The organism is Serratia sp. HRI (assembly GCF_010119335.3).
Lineage (GTDB): Bacteria > Pseudomonadota > Gammaproteobacteria > Enterobacterales > Enterobacteriaceae > Serratia > Serratia nevei.
This window is the reverse complement of sequence record NZ_CP083690.1, coordinates 3,338,231-3,352,990: the sequence shown is the minus strand read 5'-3', so window position 1 is coordinate 3,352,990 and position 14,760 is coordinate 3,338,231. Positions and strand designations below refer to the sequence as shown.

General features: G+C 63.1%; 11 protein-coding genes. 7 read left to right on the top strand and 4 right to left on the bottom strand.

Annotation, left to right across the window (positions count from 1 at the left end):
- Positions 1-5: 5 nt before the first annotated feature.
- Positions 6-1,460, bottom strand: a complete 1,455-nt coding sequence (locus tag GF111_RS16090) for an NAD-dependent succinate-semialdehyde dehydrogenase (RefSeq protein ID WP_038879538.1) — start codon at positions 1,458-1,460, stop codon at positions 6-8.
- 12 nt (positions 1,461-1,472) lie between these two features.
- Positions 1,473-2,738, bottom strand: coding sequence for a 4-aminobutyrate--2-oxoglutarate transaminase (locus tag GF111_RS16085; protein ID WP_048234933.1), 1,266 nt, complete (start codon positions 2,736-2,738; stop codon positions 1,473-1,475).
- A 121-nt stretch (positions 2,739-2,859) separates the two neighbouring features.
- Between GF111_RS16085 and GF111_RS16080 the strand changes: the two genes are divergently transcribed.
- Positions 2,860-4,332, top strand: a complete 1,473-nt coding sequence (locus GF111_RS16080) for a PLP-dependent aminotransferase family protein (protein ID WP_110611937.1) — start codon at positions 2,860-2,862, stop codon at positions 4,330-4,332.
- A 32-nt stretch (positions 4,333-4,364) separates the two neighbouring features.
- Here GF111_RS16080 and GF111_RS16075 read toward each other — a convergent pair whose 3' ends face one another.
- Complete coding sequence (locus GF111_RS16075) at positions 4,365-5,984, bottom strand: ABC-F family ATP-binding cassette domain-containing protein (RefSeq protein ID WP_038879548.1); 1,620 nt, start codon at positions 5,982-5,984, stop codon at positions 4,365-4,367.
- Between the two features lie 424 nt (positions 5,985-6,408).
- Between GF111_RS16075 and GF111_RS16070 the strand changes: the two genes are divergently transcribed.
- Positions 6,409-8,430, top strand: coding sequence for an FAD-dependent oxidoreductase (locus GF111_RS16070; protein WP_147190165.1), 2,022 nt, complete (start codon positions 6,409-6,411; stop codon positions 8,428-8,430).
- A gap of 34 nt (positions 8,431-8,464) precedes the next feature.
- Here GF111_RS16070 and rlmG read toward each other — a convergent pair whose 3' ends face one another.
- Positions 8,465-9,604 carry a 23S rRNA (guanine(1835)-N(2))-methyltransferase RlmG gene (rlmG, locus tag GF111_RS16065; protein ID WP_048234925.1) on the bottom strand — a complete coding sequence of 380 codons (1,140 nt, stop codon included), beginning with the start codon at positions 9,602-9,604 and terminating at the stop codon, positions 8,465-8,467.
- 149 nt (positions 9,605-9,753) lie between these two features.
- Here rlmG and GF111_RS16060 point away from each other — a divergent pair, with 149 nt between their 5' ends.
- The 5 genes from GF111_RS16060 (at position 9,754) to sstT (ending at position 14,743) form a co-directional block, all read left to right on the top strand.
- Entirely contained in the window at positions 9,754-10,260 is a 507-nt protein-coding gene (locus GF111_RS16060; protein ID WP_004937154.1) for a M48 family metallopeptidase, read from the top strand.
- A 50-nt stretch (positions 10,261-10,310) separates the two neighbouring features.
- On the top strand, positions 10,311-11,291 hold the full coding sequence (locus GF111_RS16055) for a Gfo/Idh/MocA family protein (RefSeq protein WP_047729802.1): 981 nt from the start codon (positions 10,311-10,313) through the stop codon (positions 11,289-11,291).
- 1 nt (position 11,292) lies between these two features.
- Complete coding sequence (locus GF111_RS16050; RefSeq protein WP_038879559.1) at positions 11,293-12,024, top strand: glutamine amidotransferase; 732 nt, start codon at positions 11,293-11,295, stop codon at positions 12,022-12,024.
- A 252-nt stretch (positions 12,025-12,276) separates the two neighbouring features.
- On the top strand, positions 12,277-13,245 hold the full coding sequence (locus GF111_RS16045) for a TerC family protein (RefSeq protein WP_038879562.1): 969 nt from the start codon (positions 12,277-12,279) through the stop codon (positions 13,243-13,245).
- 262 nt (positions 13,246-13,507) lie between these two features.
- Positions 13,508-14,743 carry a serine/threonine transporter SstT gene (gene sstT / locus GF111_RS16040; protein ID WP_038879565.1) on the top strand — a complete coding sequence of 412 codons (1,236 nt, stop codon included), beginning with the start codon at positions 13,508-13,510 and terminating at the stop codon, positions 14,741-14,743.
- Positions 14,744-14,760: the final 17 nt, after the last annotated feature.

The following is a 14,760-nucleotide window of genomic DNA, read 5'->3' as shown; positions in this document are numbered from 1 at the left end:
GACGCTCAACAGCTCACATCGATACACAGGTATTTCAGCTCCAGATATTCTTCTATCCCGTAGCGCGATCCTTCACGCCCGAGCCCTGACTGCTTCACGCCGCCGAACGGCGCCACTTCGTTGGAAATCAGCCCGGTGTTGATGCCGACCATGCCGTACTCCAGCGCCTCCGGCACCCGCCACTGGCGCGCGGCGTTCTGCGTGAACAGGTAGGCGGCCAGGCCGAATTCGGTGTCGTTGGCCATGGCGATGGCCTCCGCCTCGTCATGGAAGCGGAACAGCGGCGCCACCGGCCCGAAGGTCTCTTCTTTGGCAAAGCGCATCTTCTGCGTTACGCCGGTCACCACCGTCGGCTGGAAGAAAGTGCCGCCCAGCGCGTGCGGCTGGCCACCGGTGGCGATCTGCGCCCCTTTGATCAACGCGTCGTCGATATGGCTCTGCACCTTCGCCACCGCATCGCTGTCGATCAGCGGCCCCTGGGTGGTGCCTTCTTGGCTGCCGTCGCCGACTTTCAACTGCTCGACCGCCGCCACCAGCTTTTCCGCCAGCCGCTCGTAAATGCCGTCCTGCACGTAGATGCGGTTAGCGCACACGCAGGTCTGGCCGCTGTTGCGGAACTTGGAGGCCATGATGCCCGCCACCGCCGCGTCCAGATTGGCGTCGTCGAACACGATGACCGGCGCGTTACCGCCCAGCTCCAGCGACAGTTTCTTGATGCTCGGCGCGCACTGCGCCATCAGGATGCGGCCGACCTCGGTCGAACCGGTAAAGCTCAGCTTGCGCACCACTGGGCTGTCGCACAGCACCTTGCCCACCTGCGCCGCTTCCCCGGTCACCACCTGCAAAACGCCGGCGGGAATACCGGCGTCCTGCGCCAGTTTGGCCAGCGCCAACGCGGTCAACGGCGTTTGCTCAGCCGGTTTGACGATGATGGCGCAACCCGCCGCCAGCGCCGGCGCCACCTTGCGGGTGATCATCGCCGCCGGGAAATTCCACGGGGTGATGGCCGCGCACACGCCGATCGGCTGCTTCACCACCACCAGGCGCTGCGAAGCCTGCGGCGCCTGCAATACCGCACCGTCCACCCGCTTGGCCTCTTCGGCGAACCAGGTGATGAACGACGCGGCGTACGCCACTTCGCCGCGCGCTTCCGCCAGCGATTTGCCCTGCTCGGCGGTCATCAGCTGCGCCAGATCTTCCTGCGCGGCCAGCACCTTGTCGGCCCAGGCCAACAGCAGCGCGGAACGCTGCTTGGCGGTCAGCTGTTTCCACTCGTTTTGCGCCCGCTGCGCCGCCGCGATCGCCTGCTGGGTTTCCTCTTCGCTGACCAGCGGAATGCTGGCCAGTTCGGCGCCGGTGGCCGGGTTGATCACCGCTTCGCGCTTGCCGCTCAGGGCATCGCACCATTCACCGTTGATCAGACACTGGCTGCGCAGCAGCTCGGGATTGTTCAATTTCATGCCGTTCGCTCCTTAGTGGGCCAGCGCGCGAGACAGGATGCCCATCGCCTTGGTGAACTGATCGTCCGGGATGGTCAGCGGGTACAGGAAGCGAATCACGTTGCCGTTCACGCCGCAGCTCAGCAGCAGCAGCCCTTCTTCCATCGCCTTCTGCTGCACCTGACGGGTGATATCGGCAGATGGTTTGCCGGTGGCCGGATCGTTGAACTCCACCGCCACCATCGAGCCTTGCGCGCGCACATCGGCGATCGCCGGGCTGGTTTTGCGCGCCTGCTGCAACACTTCCACCAGGTGCTGCCCCAAACGCTGGGCGCGCTGGCACAGCTGCTCTTCGTCGATCACGTCCAGCACCGCATGCGCCGCAGCCACCGCCAGCGGGTTACCGGCATAGGTACCGCCCAGCCCGCCCGGCGCCGGCGCGTCCATTACCTCGGCGCGGCCCGCCACCGCCGACAGCGGCATGCCGCCCGCCAGGCTTTTCGCCATGGTGATCAGATCCGGTTTAACGCTGTAGTGCTCCATGGCGAACAGCTTGCCGGTACGGGCGAAGCCGGTCTGCACTTCGTCGGCGATCAGCAGGATGCCATGCTGGTCGCACAGCGCGCGCAGCGCCTGCATGAACTCGGCCGGCGCCACGTTGAAGCCGCCTTCGCCCTGCACCGGCTCCAGCACGATCGCCGCCACCTGCTTGGGATCGATATCCGCTTTAAACAGGCGATCCAGGCTGTTCATCGCGTCTTCGGTGGTCACGCCGTACAGCGCATTCGGGTACTGGCCGTGGAACACCGAGCCGGGGAATGGGCCAAAGCCCAGTTTGTAAGGCGCCACTTTGCCGGTCAGCGCCATGGTCATATAGGTGCGGCCGTGGAAACCGCCGCCGAAGGTGATCAACCCCGGGCGGCCGGTGTAAGCGCGGGCGATCTTCACCGCGTTTTCCACCGCTTCCGCGCCGGTGGTGAAGAAGGCGGTTTTACACGGGCCGGCGATCGGCGCGCGCTGGTTGATTCGCTCCGCCAACGAAACATAGCTTTCGTAAGGAACGATCTGATAGGCGGTGTGGGTGAAGGCCTGCAGCTGCTTTTCAATCGCGGCGATCACCTTCGGGTGGCGGTGGCCGGTGTTCAGCACGGCGATCCCCGAGGCGAAATCGATCACTTCTTTGCCTTCCACATCCCACAGCGTGGCGTTCTCTGCGCGCTCGGCGTAAAAACCACACATCACGCCCACTCCGCGCGGGGTGGCGTCCTGACGGCGTTGATTCAATTCTGCGTTTTTCATGCTGTTCTCTCCGGTCGGTGCCAGTTACACGTTTCGTTCACATTCGTGAAACAATGCCGTTTATTTACACAGGATGTGGCCCTATAATCGAGTGCCAGTTACGAATAATTGAGGGATCCAATTGCGCTCATTGAGTGGTGATCTGTTGCTGCAGCGCCTCGGCGAGCAACCCGATGACAAGCTGCACAAGCGGCTTTACAACGCGATCCGCACCAGCATTCTCGACGGCAGCCTGCCGCCCTCCAGCCGCCTGCCCGCCTCGCGCGATCTGGCGCAGGAGCTCAGCCTATCCCGCAACACTGTGTTAACCGTTTATGAACAACTGCTGGCGGAAGGTTACGTGTCGGCGCGCGCCGGCAGCGGCACCTTCGTCGCCGACACGGTGCCGGACAGCTGCCTCTCCACCGGCGGCGCCCCGGCGGACGGCAGTGGGCAACCGCACCGCGTCGAACTGTCGGAGCGCGGCGCCACGCTGCTGCACCACGCCAGTGCCAGCCCCAAACAGTGGGGGGCATTCATTCCCGGCGTGCCCGACGTCAACGCCTTTCCCCATCAGCTGTTCAGCAAGATCCAGGCGAGGCTCAGCCGCCGTCCGGTGCCGCAACGGCTGACCTACAGCAATCAGGGCGGTAGCCCGGAGCTGCAGCATGCGTTGGTGGAGTATTTACGGGTGGCGCGCTCGGTGCACTGCTCGCCGGAACAGATCCTGATCACCGAAGGCATCCATCAGGCGATCGATCTGGTGACGCGCATGTTGTGCAATCCGGGGGATGACGCCTGGATCGAAGAGCCGGGCTATTGGGGGATCCGCAATATCCTGCGCATCAATGCGCTGAACATCTGCCCGCTGGCGGTGGACGAAGCCGGGCTGGTACCGCCGGAGCAGCCGACCAACCCACCGCGGCTGATCTTCGTGACCCCGTCGCACCAGTATCCGCTCGGCTCGGTGATGAGCCTGGCGCGCCGCCAACGGCTGCTGGCGCTGGCGCGCAACGCCGGCGGCTGGATCGTCGAGGACGACTACGACAGCGAATTCCGCTTTTCCGGCCAACCGATCCCGGCGCTGCAAGGGCTGGAGGCCGACGCGCCGGTGATTTACATCGGCACCTTCAGCAAAACGCTCTACCCGGCGCTGCGCCTCGGCTATGTGGTGTTGCCGCCGCCGCTGGTGCAGGCGCTGAAAACCGCCCACGCCGAGCTGTACCGCGGCGGGCACCTGCTGATCCAGAGCGCGCTGGCGGAGTTTATTCAGGCAGGACACTACACCGCGCATATCCGCCGCATGCGGTTGCTGTACGCCCGGCGGCGCGCCTTCCTGACCGGATTGATCGAACAGCACCTCGGCAAACAGGCGCTCAGCGAATTCAACAGCAACGCCGGATTGCACCTGATCCTCAACCTGCCGGACGAGGCCGACGACGTGGCGATCGCCGCCGCCGCCGGCGCGCAGGGGGTGCTGGTGAGGCCGCTGTCGCGCTACTACATGCTGCCCAACCGCCGGCGCGGCCTGCTGATGGGGTTTGCCTGCGTACCGGAAGAGCAGATGGCCGCAGCCTTCACCCAACTGTTGGCCTGCATTAACGCCCCTAGATGAAAAAGGCGGCCCCCTAGGGCCGCCTTTGCGCGTTACCAGGCCTGAAGCCGCCAGCCGTCCGCCTGCCGGTTCAGGCGGTGCGTCGGCCGCAGCGCCTGCAGGAAGTCTTCGTCGTGCGATACCACCAGCATCGCGCCGGGGAAATCCGCCAGGGCAGTTTCGATCGCCAGCGACGACGCCAGATCCAGGTGGTTGGTCGGTTCGTCCAGCAACAGCAGCTGCGCCGGTTGTCGCCGCCACAGCGCGCAGGCCAGCGCCGCCTTGAGCCGTTCGCCGCCGCTCAGCGAGCCCAGCGGCAGCGCGATGCGATCCGCGCCAAGCTGCAGCTGCGCCAGCCGGGTGCGCAACGCGCCTTCCGCCAGCGGCGAATCCTGCAGCCCCAGATGGTCCATCACCGATAGGCTCGGGTCGAGCTGCGACAGAGTTTGATCGAGGTAGGCCGTCGACAGCGGGCAATGACAATGGCCGGAAAGCGCCGTCAGCTGACCGAGAACGGTTTTCAGCAAGGTGGATTTGCCGCAGCCGTTGGGGCCGGTCAACGCCACGCGCATCGGGCCGTCGATACGCAGATCCAGCGGCGGCGCGCTGACGAACGGCAGCTGCAGCTGCTCGAGCACCAGCACCTGCTTGTTCGCGCTCACTTCGCTGCCCGGCAGTGCCAGCAACACCGGTTGCTCGTCCTCCACCCTCTGATAGGCCTCGCGCACCGCCGCATCGAGGCTGGCGCGCTGATCCTGATGCTGTTTGCGCAGCGTGCCGAGGCTCTCCTTCGCCGCCGATTTGTAGGCCACCCGTTCGAAGGAGGCGATGTTCAGCGTATCGACGACGCGCAGCGTTTGCGCCGAGCGCCGCTGGCTCATGTCGTGCTCTTTCTGCTGACGGGCCCGGGTGCGGCGGCGCTCCTCGCGCGCATGTTCCAGATCGGCGCGCGCCGCCTGCAGCTCCGTGTCGCGCTGGCGCCGGTAGTCGTCGTAGTTGCCGCCGTAGCTGCGCAGCGCGCCGGGCGTCAGTTCGACGATGCGCTCCATACGCCCCAGCAGCTGCCGGTCATGGCTGGCGATCAGCAGCCCGCCGTGCCACTGATCCAGCTGCTGATACAGCCAGGCGCGCCCGGCGCTGTCGAGGTGGTTGGTCGGTTCGTCCAGCAGCAGATAATCCGCCTCCCCCAGAAAAGCGCCGCACAGCGCCGCACGCATCCGTTCGCCGCCGCTCAGTGAGCTTGCGACTCGCAGCGGCTCGAAGGCCGGCAACCCGGCGGCGGCAAAGGCGCTTTGCAGGCGATCGTTGAGATCCCAGCGCCCTTCCAGACGTTCGATGTCGTCCGCCAACGGCCGCCCCTGCTCGATGCGCGCCAGCGCGGCGAAGACCTCGCCGTAGCCCAGCAGCTGCGCCAGCGTGGTGTTCACCGCGCTCTCCGGCTGCTGCGCAACGTAAGCCAATACGGCATGGGATTCGACGTGCCCGATGCCCGGCCGATCCCGCCCGGCGATCAGGCGCAACAGCTGGGTTTTGCCGACGCCGTTGCGCCCCACCAGGCCACAGCGCGACCGATCGAAAGCGAGATCCAGCGGGCCGAACAGCGTTTCGCCGTCAGCAAATTGGCAGGTCAGTTGATGTAAAACGAAATAAGGGGACTGCGCAAAATGAGCCATAAGCACTCCTGAATGAGATCAAAACATCCCCACAGGGCGCGGGAGCGCACAGCGTGGGACCCGATATCAACAGGTGTGGTTGTTCATTTTCGGTTATGGCTCCGCAGAGAGAAGGAATTTACAACGCGCAAAGGTTAACCGATCTTTTGTTCGTTATGCAAACGGTGCCTGAGATTCATGACGTCTATCACATTCGGCACAACGCAGATTCCCAAGCGGCGCGACAACGGCTAGATTTATCTCATCCGACCACTTGTGTTCACATAATAATAACAGATGCTCATCCCCAATCGCTTTCAACCTGCAGCTAGGCGGCAAGTTCGGGCGTTCCCAGGAGCTTACTCAAGTAAGTGACTGGGGCGAGCGAACGCAGGCAACAACGCTGCAGGTTGAAAGAGGCGGGGGATGAACGATGGAGAGTGCAATGAGCAATTATCCTCACCTGCTGGCGCCGCTGGATCTCGGCTTCACCACCCTGAAAAACCGGGTGCTGATGGGATCGATGCATACCGGCCTGGAAGAGCTGCCTGACGGCCCGCAACGCCTGGCCGCGTTCTATGCCGAGCGCGCCGCCGCCGGCGTGGCCCTGATCGTCACCGGCGGCATCGCGCCCAACGACAAAGGCGTGGTGTATCGCGGCGGTTCCACCCTTAACAGCGAGGCGCAGCTGCCTCACCATCGGCCGGTCACCGAGGCCGTTCATCGCGCGGGCGGCAAGATAGCGCTGCAGATCCTGCATGCCGGCCGCTACAGCTATCAGCCACACCCGGTGGGCCCTTCCGCGCTGCAGGCGCCGATCAATCCCTTCGCACCAAGCGCGCTGAGTGAAGCGGAGATCGAGCAGACCATCGCCGACTTCGCCCGCTGCGCGGCGCTGGCGCAACAGGCCGGCTACGACGGCGTTGAGGTGATGGGTTCCGAAGGCTACCTGATCAACCAATTTTTGGCGGCGCGCACCAACCAGCGCGACGATCGCTGGGGCGGCAGCTTCACCAACCGCATGCGCTTCGCCGTCGAGATCGTACGGGCGGTACGCCAGGCGGTAGGCGCAGAATTCATTCTGATCTACCGGCTGTCGATGCTCGATCTGGTGGAAGACGGCTCCAGCTGGCAGGAGATTGAACAGCTGGCGCTGGCGGTCGAACAGGCGGGCGCCACGATCATCAATACCGGCATCGGCTGGCACGAGGCACGCATCCCGACCATCGCCACCATGGTGCCGCGCGCCGGGTTCAGCTGGGTGACCCGCAAGCTGATGGGCAAGGTGGGTATTCCGCTGATCACCACCAACCGCATCAACGATCCGGCGGTGGCCGAGCAGGTGCTGGCGGACGGCTGCGCCGACATGGTGTCGATGGCGCGCCCGTTCCTCGCCGACGCCGCCTTTGTGCAGAAAGCCGCCGAGGGACGCGCCGACGAGATCAATACCTGTATCGGTTGCAACCAGGCCTGTCTCGACCAGATTTTTGAAGGCAAGCTGACGTCTTGCCTGGTCAACCCGCGCGCCTGCCGCGAAACCGAAATGCCGTTGACCATGGCGGAGAAACCGAAAAAGCTGGCGGTGATCGGCGCCGGCCCCGCCGGGCTGGCCTTTGCCACCACCGCCGCCAGCCGCGGCCATCAGGTGACGCTGTTCGACGCCGCCGATCAGATCGGCGGCCAATTCAACATCGCCAAGCAGATCCCCGGCAAGGAAGAATTCCATGAAACCCTGCGTTACTTCCGCCGCCAGCTGGCGCTGCGCGAAGTGACGGTCAGGCTGGGCGTCAAGGTCGAGGCGGCGGATTTAAGCGAATTCGACGAAGTGATCCTCGCCTGCGGCATCGTGCCGCGTACCCCGGACATCCCCGGCATCGGCCACGCCAAGGTGCTGAGCTATCTGGACGTGCTGCGCGATAAAAAACCGGTCGGCCAGCGGGTGGCGATCGTCGGCGCCGGCGGCATCGGCTTCGACACCGCCGAGTACCTCAGCCAGCACGGCGTGTCCAGCAGCCTGGATCAGGCGGAATTCAACCGCGAATGGGGCATCGACGGCCGCCTTGAGCTGCGCGGCGGGCTGGCGGCGCAAGGGCCGCAGGCACCGCGCGCCGCGCGGCAAATCTATCTGTTACAGCGCAAAACCAGCAAGGTGGGCGAAGGCCTGGGGAAAACCACCGGTTGGATCCACCGCGCCAGCCTGACGATGCGCGGCGTGAAAATGCTCAACAGCGTCAGCTATCGGCTGATCGACGACGAAGGACTGCACATCACCCGCGCCGAGCAGGACAGCTGTCTGCCGGTAGACACGGTGGTCATCTGCGCCGGGCAGGAACCGCGCCGCGAGCTGCAGCAGCCGCTGCTGGCGATGGGGAAAACCGTGCATCTGATCGGCGGCGCCGACGTGGCCGCCGAGCTGGACGCTCGCCGCGCGATCGATCAGGGTACGCGGCTGGCGATGGCGCTGTAAAAAAGGGGCGCACAGCGCCCCTTGGTCATCACGCTCAGCGGCGCGCGCCGGATTTCACCGCTCTCAAGATCACGAACTTCTTGTTCGAGGCTACCAGCGTGCAGTTGCCGAACAGACGCTTGAGCTTCTGGTGATAGTCGAGGTGGCGGTTGCCGACGATGCGTAACTCGCCGCCCACCTGTAGGCAGCGCTTGGCGTCGCAGAACATCTGCCAGGCGGTGTGATCGGTAATGGCGTGCTGCTGGTGGAACGGCGGGTTACACAGCACCGCCTGCACGCTTTCGCGCTCGATGCCCGCCAGCGCGTTGTTCACCTCAAACTGGCAACGATCCAGCTCTTGCGGCAGGTTGTGCTCCACGTTCAGCTCGCTGGAGGCCACCGCCATGTAAGATTCATCGACGAAGGTCACCTGCGCTTCCGGGTTTTGCGCCAGCGCCGTCAGGCCAATCACGCCGTTGCCGCAGCCCAGATCGACGATATGGCCGTTCAGGCCACGCGGCAGATGATCCATAAACAGGCGCGCGCCGATATCCAGGCTGCCGCGCGAGAAGACGTTGGCGTGGTTATGGATAAGCCAATCGGTGCCGTCCAGCGTCCAGTCGGTGGTTTCCGCTGCCGCCGGTGGGACGATGTCCGCCGCCTGACAGAAGATCAGGCGCGCTTTCTTCCACGCCAGGCTGGTGCGCGTCGGGCCCAGTACCTTTTCAAACAGCTGCATCGTCGAGGTATGCACGTCGCGCGCTTTGGCGCCGGCGACGATCAGCGTGTCTTCGGTCACAACGTGGCGCAGCGCGCGCAGCTGCTGTTCCAGCAGCGCCAGCGCTTTCGGTACGCGAATCAACACCACCGCCGGCGCCGCCGGCAGCTCGGCCAGGCTGTCCAACAGCGTGACCTGCTCGGGATCCAGACCGTTGAGCTTCAGGTTGTGGCGCGTCGCCAGCTGGCTCATGTACGAGTCGCTGACGCTGTAAGGGCGATGCGCGTGCAGCGCACAGGCCAGGGTGCCGAAGTTATCGTTGAAAATCAGCACCGGACGGCCGCCGATATCTACGTTTTCAAGCTGTTGCAGCAGATATTCGTCCGCTGCTTCCCACGCCTGCAGTTGGGTGGATTCTTCCTGTTGGGGATAACGCTCCAGCTCAAGTTGCTGTGTTCCCAGATCGAGTTGGCTCATTGCCCCTCCTGACTGATAAAATTTGGGCTGTTTATCCCCTAAAAACGCCCGTCAGTAAAATGTTTTTTCGGATAAATTGCGTATGCCAGGATTTGGGCGAAAAAACAGCATAGAATGACCGGCTGAATGGCCGTTGATACGGAACAAGAATGTCTGAATTGACCTACCTGCAAGGCTACCCAACGCATCTGCAAAGCCAGGTGCAGCAACTGATCCATCAGAACCGGCTGGGAGACGTGCTGCTGCAGCGCTATCCGCAGGTGCACGACTGTACTACCGACAAGTCGCTGTATCAGTTTACCGTCGATCTGAAAAACCAGTATCTGCGCAACGCCCAGCCGCTGAGCAAGGTGGCCTACGACAGCAAGATCCACGTCATGAAGCACGCGCTGGGCCTGCACACCGCCATCTCGCGCGTGCAGGGCGGCAAGCTGAAGGCCAAGGCGGAAATCCGCGTGGCGACGGTGTTCAAGGTCGCGCCCGAACCCTTCCTGCGGATGATCGTGGTGCATGAGCTGGCGCACCTGAAAGAGAAAGATCACAACAAGGCGTTCTACAGCCTGTGCTGCCATATGGAGCCGGATTACCACCAGCTGGAGTTCGATACCCGGCTGTATCTGACGCACCTTTCGCTGTTCGGCGAGCTGTATGCATAGCGAGTGAGGCCGTGATAATCTGCGGTTTTAAGCCTGGACCGGAGCTCGCCATGATTCGTTTTGCCGTCGTCGGCACCAACTGGATTACGGAACGTTTTATTGATGCCGCCCATGAAAGCGGCAAACTCAAGCTGAGCGCCGTGTACTCACGCTCGCTGGAACAGGCGCAGGCGTTTGGCGCCAACTATCAGGTCACGCAGTTTTTCGACTCGCTCGAGGCGATGGCGCAGTCCGACGCCATAGACGCGGTGTATATCGCCAGCCCCAATTCCCTGCACTGCCCGCAATCGCTACTGTTCCTGCGCCATAAAAAGCACGTGATCTGCGAAAAGCCGCTGGCCTCCAACCAGCGCGAAGCGGAACAGCTGGTAGCCTGCGCGCGGGAAAATCAGGTGGTGCTGTTCGAAGCGTTCAAAAGCGCCTACTTGCCGAATTTCCTGGCGCTGCAGCAGGCATTGCCGAAAGTCGGCCGGCTGCGTAAAGCCTTTATCAACTATTGCCAATACTCTTCGCGCTATCCGCGCTATCTCGCCGGCGAGAACCCCAACACCTTTAACCCCCAGTTCTCCAACGGCTCGATCATGGACATCGGCTACTACTGCCTGGCCAGCGCGGTAGCGCTGTTCGGCGCGCCGCAGTCGGTGCTGGCCAGCGCCACGCTGCTGGATACCGGCGTGGACGCCCACGGCACCGTCTGCCTGAACTACGGCGATTTCGACGTCACGCTTTCCCATTCCAAGGTCAGCGACTCGGCGATCCCCAGCGAGATCCAGGGGGAAGAAGGCACGCTGATTATCGACAAGATTTCCGAGTGTCAGGGCGTGGCGCTGACGCCGCGAGGCGGCAACCGCCAGGATCTGAGCCAGACACAGCACATCAATACCATGCTGTATGAAGCGCTGACCTTCGCCGAGCTGATTGAGAAGCATCAGGTGGAACACCCGGGGCTGGAGAATTCGCTGATCGTCGCCCGCCTGCTGACCGACATCCGCCGCCAGACCGGCGTCGTCTTCCCCGCCGACGGAGAATGAGATGAAACCGCTGCTCGTGATGCAAACCGGCGACGCGCCACAGGCCATTCGCCAGGAACTGGCCAATTTTGAAGGTATGTTCCTGCAACAGGGCAATATCGACGCCGAACGCGCGCACATCGTGCATCTGCCCGCCGGCGAACGGCCGTTGCCGCCGGCCGCCTATTGCGGCGTTGTCATTACCGGCTCACCGGCGATGGTGACCGAACAGCTGCCGTGGAGCGAGGAAGCCGCCGAATGGCTGCGTCAGGCGATGGCGCTCAAACTGCCGCTGTTCGGCGTCTGCTACGGCCACCAGCTGTTGGCCTACGCGCTCGGCGGCGAAGTGGGCTATCACCCGCAGGGTATGGAGGTCGGTACGCTGGAGATCGAACTGCTGCCCGCCGCGGCCGAAGACCGGCGGCTCACCCTGCTGCCGCCGCGTTTCAAGGCCAACCTTATCCATTCGCAGAGCGTGCTGACGCCGCCCGCCGGCGCGCAGACGCTGGCGCGTTCGCAGCAGGACGCGCACCAGATCCTGCGCTATGGCGATCACGCCCTGACCACCCAGTTCCATCCGGAATTCAACGGCGCGGTGATGAGCCAGTATCTGCAGTGGCTCGGCGAACTGCATCCCGAGCAGCAAGCCCGCTATCAACAGCAACAACAACAGGTTAGCGACACGCCGTTCAGCCGTCTGCTGCTGCAGGGATTCGTCGTCAGCCTCGGCGCGCAAAAAGCGATGGCCGGCTAACGCGATTCACGTTGACCGCCGACACATTTTGCATTACTTTCTGCTCTGCAAAGGGGAGTAACTTCATTGCCGGTCAATCGTCATTACGATGCGCAAGCATCCGGTTACCGGGCAACCTGATGTCAAAGGTGTAACCACCTTCATCAACGTTGTAAGTGAGACCTTGCCGGAAGGCGAGGTTTGCTTGCAGCGTTCACAGAGCGGCTGGCGTCTTCCGACGTTGGCCGTTTTTGTTTTTGAAGGATACCTCTGATGATGAATTCCGTTGGCACACCGTGGTTATGGGGCAGCTTCGCCGCCGTCATCGTCGTGATGCTCGCAATCGACCTCCTGTTGCAGGGCCGTAAAGGCGCGCACACCATGACCCTGAAGCAGGCCGCCAGCTGGTCGCTGGTGTGGGTCAGCCTCTCCCTGCTGTTCAATTTCGGTTTCTGGTACTACCTGAATGAAACCGCCGGGCGCGCCGTCGCCGATACCCAAGCGCTGGCCTTCCTGACCGGCTACCTGATCGAAAAAGCGTTGGCGGTGGATAACGTGTTCGTCTGGCTGATGCTGTTCAGCTACTTCGCCGTGCCGGCCAACCTGCAGCGGCGGGTGCTGATCTACGGTGTGCTAGGGGCGATCGTGCTGCGTACCATCATGATCTTCGCCGGCAGCTGGCTGGTCAGCCAGTTCCAGTGGCTGCTGTATCTGTTCGGCGCCTTCCTGCTGTTCACCGGTATCAAGATGGCGCTGGCGAAGGAAGATGACTCGGCGATCGGCGACAAGCCGCTGGTGAAATGGCTGCGCAGCCACCTGCGCATGACCGACAGCCTGGAAGGCGAGCGCTTTTTCGTGCGCCGCAACGGCATCCTGTTCGCCACCCCGCTGGTGCTGGTGCTGATCCTGGTCGAACTGAGCGACGTGATCTTCGCAGTGGACAGCATTCCGGCGATCTTCGCCGTGACTACCGATCCGTTCATCGTCCTGACCTCCAACCTGTTCGCCATCATGGGTCTGCGCGCCATGTACTTCCTGCTGGCCAACGTAGCGGAGCGTTTCTCGATGCTGAAATATGGCCTGTCGGTGATCCTGGTGTTTATCGGCATCAAGATGCTGATTATCGACTTCTTCCACATCCCGATCGGCGTGTCGCTCGGCGTGGTGGCAAGCATCCTGACGCTTACCTTGCTGATCAACGCCTGGGTCAATCGCCGCAACGATCGCCTGGCGAATAAATAACCACAATCTGTTATCCGGGGCGCTAGTCGCCCCGCGATTGTTTGGCAATTCCCCCAAAACGCCAAACGTTATTGCGATCACACAAATGTAACCAGTATGTTATCAAGTGTTGATCCGCGCTCAGAATTTCATCCCCGCCTCTTTCCAACATCATTCGATTGCTGAATACTGATTCGGCAAACACACTTAGTTACAGAATCATATAAAGCTACCCGGCGTCGTTCCCGCCGCGGCGGCCAGATAACATCAGGAAGAAAGCACTATGCAAAAACTATTACAAAGGATCACGCAGGGTAGCCTGGTCAAACAAATCATGGTCGGCCTGGTGGCCGGCATTCTGGTGGCGCTGGTTTCGCCGGCAGCCGCGGCCGCCGTCGGCCTGCTCGGCACCCTGTTCGTCGGCGCGCTGAAAGCGGTAGCGCCGGTGCTGGTGCTGATTCTGGTGATGGCCTCGATCGCCAACCATAAACAGGGGCAGAAGACCAACATTCGCCCGATCCTGTTCCTCTACCTGCTGGGCACCTTTGCCGCCGCGCTGGTGGCGGTCGTCGTCAGCTTTATCTTCCCTTCTACGCTGGCGCTGACCACCGGCGCGACGGACATTACCCCGCCGGGCGGCATTGTGGAGGTGATGAAAGGTCTGTTGATGAGCGTGGTGGCCAACCCGTTCCATGCGCTGATTAACGCCAACTACATTGGTATTCTGGCGTGGGCCGTCGGGCTGGGGCTGGCGCTGCGCCACGCTTCCGAAACCACCAAGGGGCTGATCAACGACATGTCCCATGCGGTTACGCTGGTGGTGCGCGCGGTGATCCGCTGTGCGCCGCTTGGCATCTTCGGCCTGGTGGCTTCCACGCTGGCGGAAACCGGCTTCGGCGTGCTGTGGGGCTACGCCCAGCTGCTGATGGTACTGCTCGGCTGCATGCTGTTGGTGGCGCTGGTGCTCAACCCGCTGATCGTTTACTGGAAAATCCGCCGCAACCCGTATCCGCTGGTGTTCGCCTGCCTGCGCGAGAGCGGCGTGACCGCCTTCTTCACCCGCAGCTCCGCCGCCAACATCCCGGTGAACATGGAGCTGTGCAAGAAGCTGAACCTGAATGAGGACACCTACTCGGTTTCCATCCCGCTGGGCGCCACCATCAACATGGCCGGCGCGGCGATCACCATCACCGTGCTGACGCTGGCGGCGGTGAACACGCTGGGCATCGCGGTGGACGTCCCGACCGCTCTGCTGCTGAGCGTGGTGGCCGCCCTGTGCGCCTGCGGCGCCTCCGGCGTGGCCGGCGGCTCGCTGCTGCTGATCCCGTTGGCGTGCAACATGTTCGGCATTCCGAACGACGTGGCGATGCAGGTGGTGGCGGTCGGCTTTATCATCGGCGTGCTGCAGGATTCGGCGGAAACCGCCCTCAACTCCTCCACCGACGTGCTGTTCACCGCCGCCGCCTGCCAGGCGGAAGACCAGCGGCTGGCGAACGAAGACCCGCTGAAGGTGCGTTAATCGCGCGTTGCTTCATA